This window comes from Streptomyces sp. NPDC006733 (assembly GCF_040636125.1).
Lineage (GTDB): Bacteria > Actinomycetota > Actinomycetes > Streptomycetales > Streptomycetaceae > Actinacidiphila.
Genome location: NZ_JBEYJD010000026.1, coordinates 90993 through 110619 on the forward strand (window position 1 = coordinate 90993; position 19627 = coordinate 110619).

General features: G+C 72.4%; 18 protein-coding genes. 12 read left to right on the forward strand and 6 right to left on the reverse strand.

The features are described from left to right. Positions 1-91: 91 nt before the first annotated feature. The 7 genes from ABZ721_RS23320 (at position 92) to ABZ721_RS23350 (ending at position 9769) form a co-directional block, all read left to right on the forward strand. The gene (locus ABZ721_RS23320) at positions 92-595 is read left to right on the forward strand and encodes a hypothetical protein (RefSeq protein ID WP_358790609.1); all 504 of its coding nucleotides are present in this window, start codon (positions 92-94) and stop codon (positions 593-595) included. Beyond that, complete coding sequence (locus tag ABZ721_RS23325; protein ID WP_358790610.1) at positions 595-1983, forward strand: hypothetical protein; 1389 nt, start codon at positions 595-597, stop codon at positions 1981-1983. The genes ABZ721_RS23320 and ABZ721_RS23325 overlap by 1 nt, the downstream gene beginning before the upstream one ends. After that, on the forward strand, positions 1980-3392 hold the full coding sequence (locus ABZ721_RS23330) for a VWA domain-containing protein (protein ID WP_358790611.1): 1413 nt from the start codon (positions 1980-1982) through the stop codon (positions 3390-3392). Before ABZ721_RS23325 ends, ABZ721_RS23330 begins: the two co-directional genes overlap by 4 nt. A 12-nt stretch (positions 3393-3404) precedes the next feature. Next, a complete protein-coding gene (locus ABZ721_RS23335; RefSeq protein WP_358790612.1) occupies positions 3405-4517 on the forward strand; it encodes an AAA family ATPase in 1113 nt (370 codons plus the stop codon). Beyond that, on the forward strand, positions 4514-7333 hold the full coding sequence (locus ABZ721_RS23340; protein ID WP_358790613.1) for a hypothetical protein: 2820 nt from the start codon (positions 4514-4516) through the stop codon (positions 7331-7333). The genes ABZ721_RS23335 and ABZ721_RS23340 overlap by 4 nt, the downstream gene beginning before the upstream one ends. 173 nt (positions 7334-7506) lie before the next feature. Then, complete coding sequence (locus ABZ721_RS23345; protein ID WP_358790653.1) at positions 7507-8418, forward strand: DUF5829 family protein; 912 nt, start codon at positions 7507-7509, stop codon at positions 8416-8418. Between the two features lie 187 nt (positions 8419-8605). After that, on the forward strand, positions 8606-9769 hold the full coding sequence (locus tag ABZ721_RS23350; RefSeq protein ID WP_358790614.1) for an FAD-dependent monooxygenase: 1164 nt from the start codon (positions 8606-8608) through the stop codon (positions 9767-9769). Between the two features lie 13 nt (positions 9770-9782). On the opposite strand, the gene ABZ721_RS23355 is transcribed toward ABZ721_RS23350, so the two are convergent. The 6 genes from ABZ721_RS23355 to ABZ721_RS23380 all read right to left on the reverse strand — a co-directional run bounded on the left by ABZ721_RS23355 (position 9783) and on the right by ABZ721_RS23380 (position 14934). Continuing rightward, entirely contained in the window at positions 9783-10046 is a 264-nt protein-coding gene (locus ABZ721_RS23355; protein WP_358790615.1) for a WhiB family transcriptional regulator, read from the reverse strand. Positions 10047-10210: 164 nt separating this feature from the next. Further along, positions 10211-11176 carry an LLM class F420-dependent oxidoreductase gene (locus ABZ721_RS23360; protein ID WP_358790616.1) on the reverse strand — a complete coding sequence of 322 codons (966 nt, stop codon included), beginning with the start codon at positions 11174-11176 and terminating at the stop codon, positions 10211-10213. A gap of 50 nt (positions 11177-11226) precedes the next feature. Continuing rightward, positions 11227-11754 (reverse strand): DUF6328 family protein, encoded by a 528-nt coding sequence (locus ABZ721_RS23365; RefSeq protein WP_358790617.1) that lies wholly within the window; start codon positions 11752-11754, stop codon positions 11227-11229. Next, the gene (locus ABZ721_RS23370) at positions 11751-12863 is read right to left on the reverse strand and encodes a thiamine pyrophosphate-binding protein (RefSeq protein ID WP_358790618.1); all 1113 of its coding nucleotides are present in this window, start codon (positions 12861-12863) and stop codon (positions 11751-11753) included. The genes ABZ721_RS23365 and ABZ721_RS23370 overlap by 4 nt, the downstream gene beginning before the upstream one ends. A gap of 107 nt (positions 12864-12970) precedes the next feature. Then, on the reverse strand, positions 12971-13510 hold the full coding sequence (locus ABZ721_RS23375; RefSeq protein ID WP_358790654.1) for a type 1 glutamine amidotransferase domain-containing protein: 540 nt from the start codon (positions 13508-13510) through the stop codon (positions 12971-12973). A 137-nt stretch (positions 13511-13647) separates the two neighbouring features. Further along, on the reverse strand, positions 13648-14934 hold the full coding sequence (locus ABZ721_RS23380; protein ID WP_358790619.1) for a serine/threonine-protein kinase: 1287 nt from the start codon (positions 14932-14934) through the stop codon (positions 13648-13650). A gap of 199 nt (positions 14935-15133) precedes the next feature. Between ABZ721_RS23380 and ABZ721_RS23385 the strand changes: the two genes are divergently transcribed. The 5 genes from ABZ721_RS23385 (at position 15134) to ABZ721_RS23405 (ending at position 19323) form a co-directional block, all read left to right on the forward strand. Continuing rightward, positions 15134-16057 (forward strand): aminoglycoside 3'-phosphotransferase/choline kinase family protein, encoded by a 924-nt coding sequence (locus ABZ721_RS23385; RefSeq protein WP_358790620.1) that lies wholly within the window; start codon positions 15134-15136, stop codon positions 16055-16057. 112 nt (positions 16058-16169) lie between these two features. After that, positions 16170-16520, forward strand: a complete 351-nt coding sequence (locus ABZ721_RS23390; RefSeq protein WP_358790621.1) for a PRC-barrel domain-containing protein — start codon at positions 16170-16172, stop codon at positions 16518-16520. Positions 16521-16856: 336 nt separating this feature from the next. Continuing rightward, a complete protein-coding gene (locus tag ABZ721_RS23395; protein WP_358790622.1) occupies positions 16857-17666 on the forward strand; it encodes an alpha/beta hydrolase in 810 nt (269 codons plus the stop codon). After that, complete coding sequence (locus ABZ721_RS23400) at positions 17666-18985, forward strand: SpoIIE family protein phosphatase (RefSeq protein ID WP_358790623.1); 1320 nt, start codon at positions 17666-17668, stop codon at positions 18983-18985. The genes ABZ721_RS23395 and ABZ721_RS23400 overlap by 1 nt, the downstream gene beginning before the upstream one ends. Next, complete coding sequence (locus ABZ721_RS23405) at positions 18982-19323, forward strand: STAS domain-containing protein (RefSeq protein ID WP_358790624.1); 342 nt, start codon at positions 18982-18984, stop codon at positions 19321-19323. The genes ABZ721_RS23400 and ABZ721_RS23405 overlap by 4 nt, the downstream gene beginning before the upstream one ends. The last annotated feature ends 304 nt before the right edge of the window (positions 19324-19627 follow it).

The following is a 19627-nucleotide window of genomic DNA, read 5'->3' on the forward strand; positions in this document are numbered from 1 at the left end:
CGCCGACGGCGTTGTCAGTGATCGCCACTATGTTCAGAAGCATCCCGCCGAGGTGGCGCGGGAGGCCTTCTGGTGCATAGGAGACGGTGCGTTGTCGGAGTGGGAGAGGTCGAGCACAGCGCGGGTGAGCGCGCCTTCGCAGCCGCGCAAACTCGCGAAGGTGCCGTTCGTCGAGTTGGCCGACGGACGTCTGCAGGGGGTGGTGTCGAGCGGCTCGGACATCGCACGGGTCTACGTCTCGTCGGTCGCGGCGGGCAGTTACGCGTTCGCCTGCAGCACCAACAACAACCGGCCGTGCGGCGGCGCCCGGGGCTCGTTCTGCAACCACATCCAAACGCTGGTCAACGAGGCGACCCTGCAGTTCGGTGTGCAGCGCGTCGCGCGCTACCTGCGGGTGGAGGTCGCGGACGGTGAGCTGCGCGGGCCGGCCGTCACCGCCGCGATGGCCGACACCCGCCCGTCGCCGGCCGACACCAAGGCCGCGGCACCCGTCTTCAGCCGGTTCCTGCGCCATCTGGCCTACCTGGAACTCGCTCCGACCACCGCGCCGTTGCCCGAGATGCAGTGGTTCCCGCCCACCCGTCAGGCGGCGTGATGCGCGCCGACCTGCTCGCCGAGGACATCGCGGGGCTGGACGAGGCACTGACGGTCGTCGACGCCTTCGACCGGGTCCTCGTCGCCGGGCTGCTGCGCCCCCAGCCCGCCGAGGCCGCCGGCCTGACCGCGCTCGCCGACGCCGTCGCGGGCACGCCGCTGGCCGTCAGGGTCGCCGAGGCGGCCGACCGGGCCGCGGCCGGCACCGCGACCGAGGAGCAGCTCGTCGCCCTGGCCGCCGCCCGCACCGCGCTGCTCGGCTCCGTCCACGACGCGCTGCTGGTGCGCGCCACGGAGGCCTGCGGACGGCCCCGCGCGGCGGAGACCGAGCCGGTGTCCGGCGCAGGGCAGGCGCCGAACCTGCTCGCGGCCGCCCGCTCCTGGCTCGCCGACCTGGCGCGCGCCGGATGGCGGGGCATCGACCACGAACTGGTCTCGGCAGCCGCCCAGGTCGTCTCCGCGATGCTCCCCGACCCGGCGCTGCGCCGCTCGGCCACGCTCCTGGACGGCTTCGCCGCCGAACTCGCCGCATCCTGCCCGGGCTCGGCGCTGGAGCGCATCCCGGCACGCCGCTGGGGCGACCTGTGGGCACGCGCGATGCTGCTGACGCTGCCCGGCGCGGCCGGGACGCCGGCCACCGGCACGGCCACCGGCCGCCTGCTGCCCCTGGGCATCGACGTCCAGGAACACCCGACGGCCGTACAGGCCCAGGTGCACGCGGTGTTCGAGCCGGCGGACGGTTCCGCGCCGCGCCTGGTGCGGGCCGCGGTGTCGGCGCCGAAGCCCGACACGGTCCTGGAGGCCGGCCTGTGGCAGTTGCTGCGCCCGCACATGTCGCTGCTGGCGGCAGCCGGTGACGGCCGTGCGATGGAGCTCGCCGGCATGCCCGTCACCGCCGAGGGGGACCTCGTCTGGAGCGATGAGCACGCCCGCCCGAGCGGGCCCGCGGACGCCTTCGCCACCGCCCGCGTCGCCCTGCCCACCGCGACGGACCCGGCGACCGCGCCCCTGGACCGGCACCCGGTGCGCATCGCCGTCCCGGTGTTCCTGGAGGGGTACACCGCCCGGCAGGACGACGGCGCGTTGACGTTCACCGTGGCCGGAGTTCCGCTCCCCGTCGACACCGACCGCATCCCGACCGCGGGACCCTTGACCCCCGACGCCGTGGCGGCGTCCGGCGCGTGCATCGGGCTGTTGCGCTGGGACGCCGGGACGTACCGCGTCCAGCCGCTGGCCGTCGAGACGACCGTGCGCAAGAAGGCCGTCGCGATCCACGCCGGGGGTTGGGCCGGAGGAACGACCGACAAGGCCGGCGTCAAGGCGGAGAAGGCGGCCACCGACGCGGTGGCCGTGCTGCGGGAGCGGGCCGGAAGGTTGCTGCGCTCATGACGGAACACCCGATCCCGACGGCCGGCCACGAGCCGGCGACCGGGCGGCACCCGGACGCACACCACCCCGGGGCGGACGCCGACGACAACCGCCGTCAGGTCCTGTACTGGCGGCTCCTGGCCCGCCTCTTCGACGGCGAGGAGCAGGCCGCCCTGGAGTCGGCGAGTCTGGCGGTCGTCGAGGACATCGGTCTGCCGTCGTCCCTGCTGGATCCGCAGGCCTCCGTCGACTCGGTCGTGCAGCGCCACCCCCAGCTGGCCGACGAGTTCGACGGGTTGATGACACCCGATCCGGACGGTGACGGCGAGCGTGACCGGGCCGCCGAGGTGCGGCGGGCGGCGCTGGTGTCCAAGGTGCTGCTCAACGTGTTCGCCTCCGGTTCCGGCACCGTCACCGCCGGGCAGCTGACCCGCTGGCAGTCCGACGCGGGCTGGCTGGAGCGGGCGCTCGGCTGCCGGCCCGGCGAGCTGCGCTCCGGCCGCGCCGGGGCGTCCCCCGATCTCGGTGGGCTGATCCCGGCGATCGGACCGGAGCTCGGCGCCATGGAAGCCGACCTCGTCAAGCGGATGCACCTGCGCGAGGTGCTGGCCGACCCCCGGCTCGCCGCCCGGCTGACACCGAGCATGTCGCTGATCGAGCAACTGCTGCGCGACAAGAACAACCTGTCGGACGTGGCCCTGGCCAACGCCAAGTCCCTGATCCGGCGCTTCGTGGACGAGGTCGCCGAGGTGCTGCGCACCCAGGTGGAGAAGGCCTCGGTCGGCGCCCTGGACCGCTCGATCCCGCCGAAGCGGGTGTTCCGGAACCTCGACCTCGACCGCACGATCTGGAAGAACCTCACCAACTGGAGTCCGGAGGACGAGCGGCTGTACGTCGACCGCCTCTTCTACCGGCACACCGCCCGCAGAACGACCCCCCAGCGGCTGATCGTGGTCGTGGACCAGTCGGGGTCGATGCTCGACTCGATGGTCAACTGCACCATCCTCGCGTCGATCTTCGCCGGGCTGCCGAAGGTGGACGTCCACCTGATCGCGTACGACACGCGGGCCGTCGATCTCACCCCGTGGGTGCACGACCCCTTCGAGACGCTGCTGCGGACCAACCTCGGCGGGGGCAACGACGGCCCCGTCGCGATGGCCATGGCCCGCCCGAAGATCACCGAGCCGCGGAACACCGTGATGGTGTGGATCTCGGACTTCTACGAGTTCAACCGCTCCCAGCCGCTGTTCGAGGGCATCGAGGCGGTCCACCGCTCCGGCGTGAAGTTCATCCCGGTCGGCTCGGTGACCAGCTCCGGCCGCCAGGAGGTCAACCCCTGGTTCCGTGAGCGGTTCAAAGCCCTCGGCACACCGGTGGTCTCCGGCCACATCAGCAAGCTCGTCCAGGAACTCAAGACGTTCCTCGCCTAGAAAGGCCCTCACATGCCCGACCTGTTGCGCGCCCCCGCCGAGATCAAGTACGCCGAGGAGCTGGACTGGCTGGAGTCGATCGACGACAACCCCAAGCCGTTCTCCTGGCGGCTCTCCCCGAAGATGGTCCGGCTGTTCATCCTGGGCTCCGAGCGCTCCGACAACCTGGACCGGGAGATCACGCAGAAGTGGTTCGGCGACCGCAGCTTCGTCGAGCGCTCCATCGTCACCCTCGCCTCCGACCGCGGGCTGCTGCTCATCGGGGACCCCGGCACCGGCAAGAGCTGGCTGGCCGAGCTGCTGGCCACCGCCATCTGCCGCAACTCCACCCTGGTGGTGCAGGGCACGGCCGGCACCACCGAGGACCACATCAAGTACTCGTGGAACGTGTCCATGGTCATCGCCAAGGGCCAGTCGCGGCAGTCGATGATCCCGTCACCGATCATGACCGCGATGGAGACGGGGTCGATCGGCCGCTTCGAGGAGCTCACCCGCTCCACCAGCGATGTCCAGGACGCGCTGATCTCGATCCTGTCGGAGAAGTACATCTCGGTTCCCGAACTCGACAGTGAAAACATCGTCTTCGCCAAGCCCGGTTTCTCGATCATCGCCACCGCCAACAGCCGCGACCGCGGGGTCAACGACCTGTCCTCGGCGCTCAAGCGCCGCTTCAACTTCGTCCGCGTCCCGGTGATGACGAACCGGAAGAGCGAGGCGGAGATCGTCCGCTTCCGCACCGAGGAACTGCTGCACCGCCACCAGCTCGAGTTGGACGTGCCGCCGACGCTGCTGGACGTGCTGCTGCAGAGCTTCGCCGACCTGCGGGCCTCGGCGGCGGCCGCCGGCAGCGACGACGAGAAGCTGGAGTCCGCGCTGTCGACCGCCGAGCAGATCGGTGTACTGGAGGACGCGATCCTGCACAGCAACTTCTTCGGCGAGCGCGCTCTGACCGCGCACACGCTGGCCACCTCGCTCGTCGGGTCGCTGGCCCGGCGGGAACCGGAGGACCTGGCGATCCTCAACAAGTACCTGCACGGTGTCGTCGAGCCGCGCAGCAAGCAGGAGGGCGGCTCCTGGCCCGAGTTCCTCGAGGGCGGCCGCGACGCGATCGCCACCCTGTCATGAGCGGTCCGCACGAGGGGACGTTCGAGGCGCTGCGCACGCAGCTGCAGGAGACGGCCGCGACGTTCGCCGACGGGCCCGGGGCCCTGGAGGGCATCCTTCTGGGCATCGTCGACGACGTCGACCGGGCCGTGCGCGAACCGCTGGAGATCTTCCCCGTCTGCCACCACTCGCCCGCCTCCGCCATCGCGATGGCCCGCCGCCTGCGCGACAAGCAGCCCAAGGTCGTGTACCTGGAGCTGTGCGAGGACATGGCGCCGCTCCTGACCGAACTGCGCAACTGCAGGCTCCCGGTGGCGGTCCAGTCGTTCGCGACCGAGATCGACGGGTTCCCGGCCGACTGGTCCCCGCTGTCGGTGGTCGCACCGATCACCGAGGCCTCGGCCGAGTACCAGGCGATCGCCTACGCGCTGGACACCCCGGGCGTCGAGCTCGTCCTCGTCGACCGCTCCTCCGACCACGTCTTCCAGTGGGACACCCGCGGCGCCGATCCGGGCGACGAGCCGTCTCCCGCCGCCGGAGCGCCGGACGCGCCGCCCGCCGAGGAGGAGGCCGTCCTGCACGGCGACGCGGTCGGCGTCGAGATCGGGGACCTGCGGCCCCGCTTCGCCGAGCTGGAGGAGCACCTGCTGCGCAACGGGCGGGTGCGGCACTGGTCGGAGTGGTGGCACCAGTACGTCGAACTGCCCCTCGGCGACAGTGACCACGACACCTACCGCCAGGTCATGCTCCTGATCGGCAGCCTCTTCCGGCGCCTGGCGCCGGGCGACGCCGCGCGGGTGCGGGTGGACGAGGACCGCGAACGGTTCATGTGGACCAGGATGCGCGAGCACCTGGCCGCGACCGGTACCGATCCCGCGGACTGCCTCTACGTCTGCGGCGCCTTCCACGCGGCCAGCCGGGTCGCGGAGTTCGGCGTCCAGGGCACCGACACCTTCGCCATCACTCCGCGCACCGCCACCAAGTGGCTGCACGGCCTGATCCCGTCCAGCCACGCGGCGATCGAGGCACAGTTCGGCCTGGCCGCCGGTTCGGTGTCGATCGCGGCGACGGTCTGGGCGAAGAACGTGCGGCGCACCCGCGTGCAGCCGTTCCGCCTGGAGGGACAGGCGGGGGCGAAGTCGAAGGCGAAGAAGAGCGCGGCGGCGGCCCCCGTGCCGGTGGTGCCGCCCGGGGACCGGCTGACGGGCTTCCTGCGGCAGCCGCCCGTGCTGGACCGGCTGGACGAGGCGGAACTGCTCGGCTGGTCGGTGGAGATCGTGCGCGCCGCGCGCCGCAACGGCTATCTCGCCTCCACCGCCGACGCCATCGCGGTGTTCGAGACGTCGATCCTGCTCGCCGGTATGCGCGACCGGACCCGGCCGACGCCGTACGACTTCCAGGACGCTGCCGTCACCTGCATCGAGAAGGACTCCGTGCCGGGGCGGCGGGACGTGCGCCGCCTCGTGGAGATCATGATGGGCGGCGACCGGATCGGGCAGGTCGGCTACGACGCGCTGCCGCCGCTCGCCCGTGACGTGCACGACCGGCTCGCCCCCCTGGACCTCGAACTGCAGCAGCGCGGCGTGCGGCGCGCCCTGCTGGACGTCGTGTCCCGGCCCGAGCTGGAGCCGTGCTCGGACGTGCTGTGGATGCTGCGCCGGCTGATGCCGCACGGCGCCGCGCGGCCGATCATGGGTGAGCGGAAACTGGGGGAGCGACCGCTCCAGGAATCCTGGGACGTGGCGCTGGGCACCCACCAGCGGGCGCTCATCGAGCTCGGCTACGAGGGCGTCAGCATCGAACAGGTCCTGGAGCAGCGGCTGCGCCGGACGGCGTACGGGGCGCAGGCGACCGCGGCGACCGCCCTGGAGACCGTCGAGGACGCCACGCTGTACCTGCGGAGCCGCCGGATCGCCGACGAGCTGGGCACCCGCGCCCTGGAGCTGCTGTCGGCCGAGCGCACCGCGGACGGAGCGCCGGAGGTGCTGCGCCGGGTCCGGCGGCTGCTGGCCTATTACCGCACCAGCGAGCCGGTGCTGCCCGCGTGGATCGAGTCCTTCGTCAAGGCCGGGTACGCGCACTACTGCACCCTGCTGCCGACGGCGTTCACCGACGACGACGCCTCGGTCCGCCAGGTGGCGGCGATGCTGGGGTTCCTGTTCAGCATGGAGGGACTGGCGCTGTCCCTGGGCTGCGACCGGACCCAGCTGGAGCTGGCCGTCGCCCAGTCGCATCCGCGGGACCCGGCCAGGACGGCGCTGCTGTGGGCGGCGCAGGTACAGCTCGGCCACCTGAGCCGTGCGGACCTCCGGGCGCGGTGCGACGAGCTGCTGGACAACCCGATGGTGGTACCCGCCTATCCGCGGTACCTCAGCGGGTTCGTGCAGGCCCTGGAGCCCGTTCCGGGTCTGACGGACTTCGTCGTGGAGGCGGTGTCGAACGCGTTCGGCCGGCTGCCCGACCCCGTGCTCCTGCCGTGGCTGCCGACCCTGATCACCACGCTGCGGGCAGGCGGCGCCGAACTGGCCCCGCTGCTGATCCGCGAGGCGGGGAAGGTCTTTCCCGGCCGGCTGGCGGCGCTGGACGCGTGGGTGCCGCCCTGGCGGACGCCGACGGGAGCGCGGGCCGTGCCGTCGTCGCGGCCCGCGGAGGGTGGTCGCGGCTGCGCGCTGCTCGCCGCCCATCCCGCGACGTGCGACGCGGTCGCGCACCTGCTGGGCTGCGACGAGCCGTGGCGGACCGCCGCCCCCGAGCCGCGCGGAGCGGCCCTGGTCGCGCTGCATCCGGACACGGCGCAGGCCCTGGAGGCGGTGCTGGCGGGCACGGAAGGCCGGTGAGCGGCGGGCCCGTGCGGCGCGGCCCGCCTCGCGGACGCTGCCCGCCGGCACGACCATCGACCGGGCCGCCGTGTCAAGCCCCGTGACCACGCTTCGTGTGTGGTCGAACCGACCGCCGGGGAAGCCGTTCGCGTCCTACCATCTCCGGCATGCTGCTTCGTCGAATGCTGCGCATGTGCATGGTCCTCGCGGTGGTCCTCACCGGAGTGGTCCAGGGAAGTGTCGGGACGGCGTGGGCCGGTCAGGGCCCGCCACCGTCCGAGCGGGAATTGCTGTTCTTCAACCACGCCTACGGCGTGCTCGACCGGGAGACCGCCGACGCCATCGAGCACTCCGCCTATCTGCGGGACTTCGCCAACTTCCAGGTCCGCACCACGACGGGCTCCGGTGGGCAGACCTGGACCGGGCGGTACCTGATGGGCCGGCAGACCTATCTCGAACTGTTCGGGGTCGGCGATCTGCCCGGTCAGGACGCCGCCTTCGGCTCCGCCGGGATGGGGGTCTCGGTCGAGGAGGCCGGCGACCTGGCCACGGTGCTCCAGCGGTTGCGGGACCAGGGAACGCCCGATCCGATCCAGTTCCGGCAGACGCGGGACTTCGGCGACGGCGTCCCCGTCCCCTGGTTCGACGCCGTCTTCACCACCGACCAGTACGACACCTTCGGCGCCTGGGGGATGGAGTACCGGCCGGAGTACTTCGCGGACCCGCGCAGCAACACCGAACCGGCGGGCCACCCCGGCGACGTCGGCCGGGAGCGCTACCTGTCCGACGACTACCGCAACCACCTCATGCGGAACGTGGCCGCCATCCGGATCGGAGTCACCGCACGGGACCTCGGCGCCACGGTGCCGTTGCTGACGGCCGGCGGCTTCCGCGTCCACTCCGTGCCCGGCGGCGTCGTCGCCCAGGGCGGCGGCACCACGATCCGGTTCGACGCCGTCGCGCGGGACCAGGTGGGGCTGCGCCAGATCACGATGTCGCTCAACCGGTCCGTCGCCCACCAGCACGTGGAGCGGATCGGCCGATCGACGCTGACGGTCGGCCCCGGCCCCCGCGCCGTGTGGAACTTCCCCACCACGCCGTAACCGGGACCGGGCGCCCCTCCGCACGCATCCGCGGCCGGGCCGGCCGAGTGGACCTCCCACCCGGCCGGCCCGGCCCTTTCGCGGTTCGGCGGGCGGTCAGCATCCGGTCAGCGCGCGGTGCGCGCCGTCACGCAGCCTGTGGGCAGTGCACGGGAAGGGCCCGTGCGGCACCTGCGGGGAGCACTCGATGCAGAACCACACCGTCCTCATCTCCGGCGCGAGCATCGGTGGCCCGGCGCTCGCCTACTGGCTGACCGAGTACGGCTTCGACGTCACCGTCGTGGAGCGCGCCCCGGGCCTGCGCCCCGGCGGACAGGCCGTCGACGTGCGCGGCCCGGCGCTGGTGGTCGCCGAGCGGATGGGCGTGCTGGACGAACTGCGCGAGCTGGCCACCGACATGCGGGGCATGTCGGTGGTCGACGCCGCGGGCGTGGAGCTCTACCGCAGCACGGAGGGCACCATCAGCGGCGGCGACTTCGCCACCGCGGACGTCGAGATCCTCCGCGACGACCTGTGCCAGGTCCTGTCCCGCGGCGCCGCCGGCCGGGTCGCCCACCTGTTCGACGATTCCATCGCCGCGCTCACCCAGGACGAGCACGGCGTCCAGGTCACCTTCGAGAAGGCCGCCGCGCGCACCTTCGACCTGGTGGTGGGCGCCGACGGGCTGCACTCCAACACGCGGCGGCTGGCGTTCGGCCCGGAGGCCGACTACATCACCCACCTCGGCACCTACCTGTCGGTCTTCACCGCCCCCAACTACCTGGACCTCGACCGCTGGCAGGTCTGGCACCAGGCCGCCGGCGCCGGCGGCGCGATCATGACCGCTCGCGGCAACGCCGAGATCCGGGTCTTCGCGGGATTCGAGACACCGGAGCCCGTCGCGTACGACTTCCGCGACATCGAGGCGCAGAAGAAGCTGGTCCACGACCGCATGGCCGACGTCGGCTGGGAGTTTCCCCGGGCCCTGCGGTACATGTGGGACGCACCGGACTTCCACTTCGATTCGATGAGTCAGATCCACCTGGACCAGTGGTGGCGCGGGCGCGTGGCCCTGGTCGGCGACGCCGGCTACTGCGGCTCGCCGATGTCGGGGCAGGGCACCAGCATGGCCCTGGTCGGCGCGTATGTGCTGGCGGGCGAGTTGAAGGCCGCCCAGGGCGATCACCGGATCGCCTTCCCCGCCTACCAGGACGCGCTGCGCGACTACGTGGCGGAGAACCAGCGGCTCGCCCTGACCAACCAGGCCCGCATGGCGGCCGAGACCGGTACCGCCGAGGGGGAGCCCGGGGTCGGGGCGGACCTCCAGGACGTCGGCCAGGCGGTCAACGGCCTGGAGCTGAAGGAGTACTGAACCGGACCGCCGGTCAGTGGGTGGTTCTCGCGGCCGCGGCGCGGCCCCGGGCCGCACGGCGCTTCGCCGCCCGCCGCTCGTCCTCGCTCATCCCGCCGCAGACGCCGGCGTCCTGTCCGGACTCCAGGGCCCAGCTCAGGCAGGAGTCCTGCACAGGGCAGCGGTGGCACACCGCCTTCGCCTGCTCGATCTGCAGCAGGGACGGGCCGGTGGTGCCGACGGGGAAGAACAGTTCGGGGTCCTCGTCACGACAGGCCGCACGGTGTCGCCAGTTCAAGGGAATCCCTCCGATGCGTGTCGCGGGCGGCGGGCTCGCCGGTCGGGCCCGCTCGGTGCCGCCGTGTGTCACGCGTGCCCAGAGTTCTGTGATCCACACAGCGGGACTCCATCGGATGCCGGCAGATGCCCGGGCGCCCGATCCGCGGCCGCCCGGGCAGGGCGTCACAGCTCCCGCAGCGCCGGCAACAGGGTGTGCTCGGCCCACTCCAGGAAGGGCAGTTGGTGCTCGCCCCCGATCTGGACCAGGGCGATCTCGGTGAAGCCGGCCTCCGCGTAGGGGCGGACCGCGTCGACGAAGGCCGTGACGTCGTTTCCGCAGGGGATGGCGCCGGCGACGTCCTCGGGCCGGACGAACTGGGTGGCTCCCGCGAAGCCGCTGGTGCCCGGCAGGTCCGCGTTGACCTTCCAGCCGCCGCCGAACCAGCGGAACTGGTCGTGGGCGCGTTCGACCGCCGCGTCGCGGTCGGGGTCGTAGCAGACGGGGAGCTGGCCCACCCGGGGCTTGCCGGCCCCGCCGTGGCGGTCGAAGGCCTCCAGCAGCTCCGCCTCGGGTTCGGTGGCGATCACCAGGTCGGCGAGTTCGCCCGCCAGGGCGCACGAGCGGGGGCCGGAGACGGCGATCCCGATGGGCGGCGGCTGGTCGGGCAGGTCCCACAGCTTGGCGCCCTCGACGTCGAAGTGCGTGCCGTGGTGGTTGACGTAGCCGCCGGCGAACAGGGACCGGATGATGCCGACGGCCTCCGCCAGCATCTCCTGCCGCACCCCGGCGGTCGGCCAGCCGCCGCCGACGACGTGTTCGTTGAGGTTCTCGCCCGCTCCCAGGCCGAGCCGGAACCGGCCCTGCGCCAGCAGCTGCATCGTCGCGGCCTTCTGGGCGATCACCGCGGGGTGGTAGCGCATCGTCGGGCAGGTCACGTACGTCATCAGCGGGATGCGCGAGGTGGCCTGGGCGGCCGCGCCCAGCACGCTCCACGCGTAGGGGGCGTGCCCCTGCGAGTCGAGCCACGGGGAGTAGTGGTCCGAGATGACGGAGAAGTCAAAGCCCACCTCCTCCGCCCGGACGACGTGCTCGACGAGCTCGACCGGGCCGGCCTGCTCGGTCATCATCGTGTAGCCGATTTTCACCATGTGTCTCCGGGTTCCCGCCCAGACCGGCGGTTAACGCCCCCCGCCCGCCGTCACCCGTTCGACCCCGGCCGCTCCTCCCGCGGCGGCGTGTCGCTGCGGTCCCGGTGCCGCAACCAGAGGGCGGGCAGGAACCAGCAGACTGCGAACCACACCACCATCACGCCCACCCACACCCCCGCCGTGGACGCGGAAGCGGCCACCCGCAGGATCAGCAGCAGCGCCGAGGCGACCGTGCCGAGCAGCAGCACCAGTCCGACCAGGGTGAACCGGGACCCCCACACCACCGCCTCGGGCTTCAGCCGGTGGCCGGTGACCAGGCGGTGCAGGGAGACGGGGGCAATGAGCGCGCCGGTGGCGGCCGCGCCCAGCAGGACCGTCGTGAGGTAGATGGTCCGGTCGACGTCGGAGAGGTCGACGAAGCGCGGTGTGAACGCGACGGTCAGCAGGAACCCCAGCAGGATCTGCACCCCGGTCTCGGCGACCCGCACCTCCTGCAGCAGCTCCAGCCACAGCCGGTCGGCGCGCTGCTCCGGATCCTCGTCGCTGCGCGTCTGCCTGTTGTCCGCCGGCGCGGTCATGCCGGTTCGCCTGCCTTCTTACGGCCGGGGAGGAACTCCTGGATCTTGGCCTTGACGCCCTGTTTGATCATGCCGGCGCGGTCGCTGTCCCCTGTGAGGAGGGCGGCGGCGGTCGCCTCCATCTGCTCCCAGGTGGCGTGCGGCGGGATCGGCGGCACGGCCGGATCCGTACGGAACTCCACCACCACCGGGCCGCTCGCCGTCAGAGCGGCGTCCCAGGCGGGTGTGACGTCCTCCGGCTTCTCCACCCGGATCCCGGTCAGGCCGATGGACGCGGCGAACTCCGCGTAGGGCACGTCCGGCAGGGACTGCGAGGGCAGGAACCGCGGGGCGCCGCGCAGGGCGCGCATCTCCCAGCCGACCTGGTTGAGGTCCTGGTTGTTCCACACGGCGACGACCAGGCGCGGGTCCTGCCACTCGGCGCGGTACTTCGCCGCGGTGATCAGTTCCGCCAGGCCGTTCATCTGCATCGCGCCGTCACCGACCAGGGCGATCAGCACGTCGGCGGCCTTCGCGAGCGCGCCGGCGGCGGGAATGGCCGACCACTCGCTCACGCCGAGGCTGGAGGGCACCATCGTGAAGTCGTGCGTGGGCGCCGCGTACTCCAGCTCCTGCACGTCGGCCGGGATGATGACGGCGGTGGGCGCGCGGCGCGTGTAGGCGGTGCGGATCGCCCGGTCCAGGACGTCGGGGAGCTGTTCCGGCACGGTGACCGTCTCGACGAAGTCGGACGCCACGTCCTTGAACAGCGAGTGCAGGTCCACTTCCTGCTGGTAGGAGCCGCCGATGGCGCTGCGGTCGGTCCGGCCGACGATGGCCACCACCGGGACGTGGTCGAGTTTCGCGTCGTACAGGCCGTTGAGCAGGTGGATCGCCCCCGGCCCCGAGGTGGCGCAGTACACCCCGACCTTCCCGGAGAACTTGGCGTGGCCGACGGCCTGGAAGGCCGCCATCTCCTCGTGCCGCGCCTGGATGAACCGCGGGTTGTCGTCCGCCCGGCCCCAGGCGGCGAGCAGGCCGTTGATGCCGTCACCCGGATAGGCGGAGACCTGCTCGACTCCCCACTCCCGCAGCCGGGAGAGCAGGTGGTCCGAAACCGTCGTGCTCATGGAGCGGCTCCCCTGGATCGTCGTCGGCCTCCGTGCGGCGGGGGCGGTGAGGGTGGTCGGGTAACCCGCGCTACCGGGGGCAAACCCTCACCGCGACCGCCGCTCCGCTACGCCGTACCGCCGAACACCGCCAGGAACGTGTCGTTGAAGGCCTTGAGGTCGTCCGGCTTGCGGCTGGTGACCAGCGTGTTGGGTCCGCCGGTGCACACCTTGACCTGCTCGTCGACCCAGGTGGCGCCCGCGTTGGTGAGGTCGGTGCGCAGGCTCGGCCAGGAGGTGAGGGTGCGCCCGTGCACGACGCCGGCTTCGATGAGGGTCCAGGGGGCGTGGCAGATCGCGGCGACCGGCTTGCCCGCGTCGAAGAAGGCCTTGACGAACGACACGGCCGCTTCGTCCAGGCGCAGCGCGTCCGGGTTGGCGACGCCGCCGGGCAGGACCAGCCCGTCGAAGTCGTCGACCGACGCCTCGCCGACGACCTCGTCGACGGGGAAGGTGTCGGCCTTGTCCAGGTGGTTGAACGCCTGGACCTCCCCGCTTTCGGTGGAGATCAGCCGGGCGATGCCGCCGGCGGCGGTGACGGCCTGCCACGGCTCGGTCAGCTCGACCTGTTCGATGCCCTCAGGAGCCACGAGGAAGGCGACCTTCATCTTCACTCACATCCGTTTCTTCCGTTTTGTACAGCCTTTCCATGTCACGCCTGCCCGAGCGGCCCATGCCAAAACCAGGGGGGTGGCCTGTTGGCCCGTTCGGGGCGGGAGATGTCCGGCACCGATGCCCGGGGCGGCTAGGACTTGCCGGCCTTGCCGTGCGACTTGTCCTTGGCCTTGCCTTTTCCGTGGCCGCTGCCGCCCGCGTCGGCTGCGGTGGCCGGGGCTCGGGTCCCCTGGACGGCCGCGGTCGGCGCGTCCCGCGTGGTGTGCGCCGGAGCCGCGGGCGTGGCGGTGGGCGGCGCGCCGGTGGTGCCGCGCGAGGGCGACGGCTGGGCGGGGGCACTGCTGCTGGGCAGCGGGTGCTGGACGGCCGCGTCGGGGGTTTCCGGTCGGTCGTCCAGCATCGACAGGGCGGCTCCCGCGCCGCCCAGCAGCACGCCGGCGGCCACGGCCGCGACCAGCACGCGCCGCCGCCGGGGCGAGGGCCCCGCCGCGCCCGGGGGAGTGGTGTCGTCGGAGTCGAAGCGCGCCCGGCCGAGGGCCGTGGCGCCCACCGGCAGCGCGGCGGCCGCGGCCACCGCCGTGGGGAAGCCCACGGCGGCCGCGTCCTCGAGGAGCTGGACGCAGCGGGCGGCGTCCGGCCGGGCGCCGGGATCGGTGTCGGTCATGGCCTCGATGACGGACGCCAGCGGTTCCGGCACGCACGGGGATATCACCGGCGGGCGCAGCAGCCGGGCGGTTCCGACCTCGGGAGGATTGCCCTGGTACTCGCGCTCGCCCTTGAGCGCTTCGAGCAGGACCAGACCCAGACCGTAGATGTCACTGGCGGGCCCCGAGCGCTGTCCGAGGACCTGCTCGGGGGAGAGGTAGGCGATGGTGCCGACGACCGTGCCCGGTTCGGCGCGCGTGGGCTCGTCGACGAGGCGGGACAGCCCGAAGTCGGCCAGGTAGGGGGCCTCGTCGGGACCGATCAGGATGTTGGACGGCTTCACGTCGCGGTGGATGATGCCCGCCGCGTGCACGTGCGCCAGCGCCGACGCCAGCCGGACGCCCAGGCGCGCCACATGCTCGCCGTCGAGGGGGCCATCGCTTAAGCGGTCGCGCAGGGTCACCCCGCGGATCAGGTGCATCACCACATAGGCGCCGCCCTCGTGCCGGCCCATGTCGTAGACCGGGACCAGGGAGGGGTGCGCGAGCCGCCCCAGGAGCAGCGCCTCCTTGCAGAACCCGTCCGCCGTCGCCGCCGTGGCCCCGGGCCGGAAGACCTTGATCGCGACCTCGCGCGGCAGTTGCAGGTCGGTGCCCTGGAACACGTCCGCGGTGCCGCCCGCTCCCAGCAGTTCGTCCAGGCGGTAGCGGCCGCCGATGACATCGCCCGCGTGGGGGCCGGAATTCAGGGTTCGGCTGGGGTGGGCGGTCATGCGGTCTCCCTGGCGCGTCCTGCAGTGGACCGTCGTCTACCCGGCCCTCAATGGCTTATGCAGACAGCGGGTTGTACGCGATCAGTGTGATCCGGCGCGGGCGCTCGCGCCATCGTTCGATCGGTTTTCTCCCGCCGGTCTGCCGTGCCGGCGGAAAAGCACTCGTGCCGGCCGCCACCGGCTCAGTAATCTCCGGCGCATGCTGCCCCCCGTGCACACGAACGAAGAGTGGGACGCCGTCGTCGGCGACGAGACGGTCATCCGGCCCGGAGCGGAGCATCTGACGGGCCGTCTGGGCCTCGCCGGGCAGCCCCTGCGGCGCTATCCCGAGGGCTCCGTCCCGGTCTACGCGGTGGGGGACCGGCATGTGCTCAAGCTGTACCCCACCGTCTCCGCCGACGACGGCCGCACCGAGGCACACGTCCTGGAACACCTCCACGGCAAGCTGCCCGTGGCCACCCCGGAGGTGCACGCCGCCGGCGCGTACGAGAACGGCTGGCGCTACGTCCTGATGACGCAACTCCCCGGCCAAGGGCTGGCCGCGGCGTGGCCACGGGTGCCCGGGGCGGACCAGGACCGGTTGGCCAGTGAGGTCGGCGCCGCGCTCGCGGCCCTGCACGCGCTCGACGCCGAACCGTTGCGGACGGTGCTCGGGCCGCCGGGCTGGAGCGCGTTCCTGGCCCGGCAGCGGGCGGGGACCGTGGCGCGCCAGCGCGAGCGCGAGCTGCCCGAACCCTGGCTGGAGCGGATACCGGACTTCCTCGCCTCGGTCCCGTTGGCCGCGGAACCGGAGCGGGTGCTGCTGCACACCGAGGTCATGCGGGAACACCTGCTGGTGGACCCCGGCCGATGGACGCTCAGCGGCCTGTTCGACTTCGAGCCGGCCATGCTCGGCGACGGCGCCTACGAGTTCGTCGCCGTCGGCCTGTTCGTGTCCCGCGGTGATCCGCGGCTGTTCGCCCGGATCGCCGCGGCCTACGGCCGCACCTTTCCGCCCCGCGTGCTGATGGCGTACACGCTCCTGCACGTCTACAGCAACCTGCCCTGGTACTTCCGGGAGCTGCCGGCCCCGCCCGAGGACACGTGGGACGCGCTGGCCGAAACCTGGTTCGGCACCGGCTGACGGCGAATGCGTGTGCGCCGCCGGACCGCCGGGCAGGCGCCGTCCGAGGGCGGCCCGCCGAACCGATCGGCAGGGGACCTCACGCCACCGCACCACGACGGAAGGGGTCCTTGTGACCGACAGCATGTGGGGATACCTGGCAACCGCAGGCCACCAGACCGGCACGGACCTGACCGGATTCACGGTCGAGGCGACCAACGGCAGCATCGGCAAGGTCGACAAGCACTCCGACGAGGTGAGCGCCGCCTACATCGTCGTCGACACCGGAATGTGGATCTTCGGCAAGCACGTCCTGCTCCCGGCCGGGACGATCCAGGCCATCGACGTCGCGGAGCGCAAGATATACGTCGCCCGCGACAAGGACGAGATCAAGAACGCTCCGGAGTTCGACAAGGACAAGCACACCGGTGACTCGGGTTACCACGAGCAGGTCGAGGTCTACTACGGGGCCGAGCGCCCCTGAACGGCCCTGCGCCGCCGGCCAGCGCCCGGCGCCGGCCCCCGCCCCCGCCTCCGTCCCGTCGCGCTCGCTGCCGGCGGGACGGAGGCGTCCTCACCTCCGGTCGAGCGGGGCGACCGCGCACAGCGCCCCGGGGAGCAGGGCGTCCCTCCGGGGTCACCCGTCCGGAGCAACCGCGTCCGCCCACGCGGCACCGCCGCACCGCGCAGCACGCGGTGGCGGCGTCCGCGGCGCGGGTCGGCGGACCGGCAGGCGGACCGGTAGGCGGCCGACCCGGCTCGTTGCGCCGCGTCTCACGTGCCGGTTGCCGGTGCGACCACCCGTGAAAGGATGTTCGGCATGGACGCGGTCGGTAGGAACAACGTCACGGTCACGGGGCCGCCGGACGGACCGGTGGTCATGCTGGCGCACGGTTTCGGGTGCGACCAGAACATGTGGCGTCTGGTGGTGCCGGTGCTGGCCGAGCGGTTCCGGGTGGTGATGTTCGACTACGTCGGCTCGGGGCGCTCGGACCTGTCGGCCTGGGACGAGCAGCGCTACGCCTCCCTGGACGGCTACGCGAGCGACGTCCTGAACATCTGCGACGAGCTGGACCTGTCCGAGGTGGCGTTCGTGGGGCACTCGGTCAGCTCGATGATCGGGGTGCGCGCGGTGGCCCGCGAGCCGCGGCGCTTCGCCAAGCTGGTCATGGTGACGCCCTCGCCCTGCTACATCGACGACCCGGGGTCGGGCTACGTCGGGGGATTCAGCGCCGACGACATCGATGAGCTGCTGGAGTCGCTGGACAGCAACTACCTGGGCTGGTCGGCGGCGATGGCGCCGGTCATCATGGGCAACCCGGACCGGCCCGAGCTCGGGCAGGAGCTGACCAACAGCTTCTGCGCCACCGACCCGGGCATGGCCGCGGTCTTCGCCCGCACCACGTTCCTGTCCGACTCCCGCGCCGAGCTGGCGTCCGTCCGCATGCCCACGCTGGTGCTGGAGTGCGCGCAGGACGTCATCGCCCCCCGCGAGGTCGGCGCGTTCGTGCACGCCGCCATCCCCGGCAGCCGGCTGGTGACGCTGGCCGCGACCGGGCACTGCCCGCAGCTCAGCGCCCCCGACGCCACCGCCCGGGAGATCGCGGACTTCGTCGGCGCCGCCCGGTGATGTGCGAGACGGACGACGCGTCCGACGGCTCGTACCGCAGACAGGACCCGGACAAGCACCGGAGGGCGGGCGCCGCGCGCGGCGACGCGGAGCACGCGGAGCACGCGGAGTTCTCCGCGCTGCTGGAGGACAGCATCGAGGACCTCTACGACAACGCCCCGTGCGGATACCTGTCGACGCTGCTGGACGGCCGGATCGCCAAGGTGAACACGACACTGCTGGATTGGCTCGGCTACACCCGCGCCGAGCTGGTGGGCCGCCGCCGCTTCTCGGACCTGTTGACGGTGGGCGGCAAGCTCTACCACGAGACGCACTTCGCGCCCCTGCTCGCCATGCAGAACAAGGTCTCCGGGATCGCGCTGGAGCTCAAGGCGTCCGACGGCAGCCGGCTGCCGGTCCTGGTCACCTCGGTGGTCAAGACCGGTACGGACGGGGAGCCGCTGCTGATCCGCACCACGCTGTTCGACGCCCGCGACCGCCGCGCCTACGAGCAGGAGCTGCTGCGCGCCCGCAGGGAGGCCGAAGAGGCCCACCGGGTCGCCGAGGCCGAGCGGGCGCGACTGCACCAGGTGCTGGCCATCCTGCAGAACAGCCTCCTGCCCCCGGCCCTGCCGCAGGTGCCGGGAGTGGAGGCCGCCGCGTACTACCACACGGCCTCCGCCGACGAGCTCGGCGGCGACTTCTACGACCTGTTCGCGCTCGGCGACGGCCGGTGGGGGTTCTTCCTCGGCGATGTCTGCGGCAAGGGCCCCGAGGCGGCCGCGGTCACCTCGCTGATCCGCTACACGCTGCGTGCCGCGTCGCTGCACGCCGACGATCCCGCCCAGGCCCTGGGCACCCTGAACGCGGCGATGCTCGCGGGCTACCCCGGGGACGATCCCCGCTACTGCACCACCATCGCGGGCACCCTCACCTCGCACGAGGGCGCGCTCCACGTCACGCTGGCCAGCGGCGGCCACCCGCCGGCACTGCTGCTGCGCGCCGACGGCAGCGCGCACTGCCTGCCCACGCCCGGCGGCATGCTCGTCGGCATCATGCCGCGCCCGAACTTCACCCGGACCACCGCCGTCCTGTATCCGGGCGACACGCTGCTGCTCTACACCGACGGCCTGACCGAGGCGCGGACCGCCGACGGCCCCCGCTACAGCGAGGACGCCCTGCACGCCTTCGCCGGCGACCTGGCACCGGCCGGCGCCCAGCAGACCATCACCGCCCTGACCGGACTGCTGCAGGGCTTCGGGGACGGTCTGGACGACGACACCGCCCTGCTCGCCCTCGGCGTACCCGCCACCGCAACCCCCAGGGGCACCGCGCCATGACGGACCTGAACCTCGTCACCCGCAGCACACCGACGGGCGCGGACCTGGCAGTGGCCGGTGATCTCGACCACGCCAGCGCCGGCCGGTTCCGCAGCGCTGTGGGCCTCGTCGCCCTCCACCGGGGTGACGTGCTGGTCGTGGATCTGCGCGGTCTGACCTTCTGCGACTCCAGCGGCATCACCGCGCTCATCGCCGCCCGCAACCAGGTCCAGGAACAGGGCGCCGACATCACGCTGGCGGAGGTCCCCGCGGCCACCGTCCGCATCCTGCGGCTCCTGGGCCTGGACCAGATCTTCGACATCCGGCCCGGAGCCGGGGCGGGCACCGGCGAGGGGTGAATTGCCTGGTTTTCCTGCACGGGGAAATCTGTCTTGCGTGCAGTAGACATTCGATTCTCAGGCTGGGTACTGTTCCTGTAGTAGCCAAAGGTCAGCAGAGACCGCTGGCCGGATTCGAGCAGGAAGGTTCGGAGCGACGCCATCAGGATCGCTCGCGCGACGGTATCGCGCGGGTACTCGCAAGGCCCCGGATTGGAAGGTGGTCCCCGGTCAGGCATTCACGATCCCCGCACTCCGCGTTCCCCCGGCGCGGCCGTGCGGACACGGCAGGACCGGTGCTTGCGCGCCGGTAGCCGCCGATGGT

Bases quoted from the DNA above. Each gene is read 5' to 3' on its own strand.
- ABZ721_RS23325 (WP_358790610.1), top strand. From the start codon at position 595: ATGCGCGCCGACCTGCTCGCCGAGGACATCGCGGGGCTGGACGAGGCA.
- ABZ721_RS23330 (WP_358790611.1), top strand. From the start codon at position 1,980: ATGACGGAACACCCGATCCCGACGGCCGGCCACGAGCCGGCGACCGGG.
- ABZ721_RS23335 (WP_358790612.1), top strand. From the start codon at position 3,405: ATGCCCGACCTGTTGCGCGCCCCCGCCGAGATCAAGTACGCCGAGGAG.
- ABZ721_RS23340 (WP_358790613.1), top strand. From the start codon at position 4,514: ATGAGCGGTCCGCACGAGGGGACGTTCGAGGCGCTGCGCACGCAGCTG.
- ABZ721_RS23345 (WP_358790653.1), top strand. From the start codon at position 7,507: ATGTGCATGGTCCTCGCGGTGGTCCTCACCGGAGTGGTCCAGGGAAGT.
- ABZ721_RS23350 (WP_358790614.1), top strand. From the start codon at position 8,606: ATGCAGAACCACACCGTCCTCATCTCCGGCGCGAGCATCGGTGGCCCG.
- ABZ721_RS23360 (WP_358790616.1), bottom strand. From the start codon at position 11,176: ATGGTGAAAATCGGCTACACGATGATGACCGAGCAGGCCGGCCCGGTC.
- ABZ721_RS23365 (WP_358790617.1), bottom strand. From the start codon at position 11,754: ATGACCGCGCCGGCGGACAACAGGCAGACGCGCAGCGACGAGGATCCG.
- ABZ721_RS23370 (WP_358790618.1), bottom strand. From the start codon at position 12,863: ATGAGCACGACGGTTTCGGACCACCTGCTCTCCCGGCTGCGGGAGTGG.
- ABZ721_RS23375 (WP_358790654.1), bottom strand. From the start codon at position 13,510: ATGAAGGTCGCCTTCCTCGTGGCTCCTGAGGGCATCGAACAGGTCGAG.
- ABZ721_RS23380 (WP_358790619.1), bottom strand. From the start codon at position 14,934: ATGACCGCCCACCCCAGCCGAACCCTGAATTCCGGCCCCCACGCGGGC.
- ABZ721_RS23385 (WP_358790620.1), top strand. From the start codon at position 15,134: ATGCTGCCCCCCGTGCACACGAACGAAGAGTGGGACGCCGTCGTCGGC.
- ABZ721_RS23395 (WP_358790622.1), top strand. From the start codon at position 16,857: ATGGACGCGGTCGGTAGGAACAACGTCACGGTCACGGGGCCGCCGGAC.
- ABZ721_RS23400 (WP_358790623.1), top strand. From the start codon at position 17,666: ATGTGCGAGACGGACGACGCGTCCGACGGCTCGTACCGCAGACAGGAC.
- ABZ721_RS23405 (WP_358790624.1), top strand. From the start codon at position 18,982: ATGACGGACCTGAACCTCGTCACCCGCAGCACACCGACGGGCGCGGAC.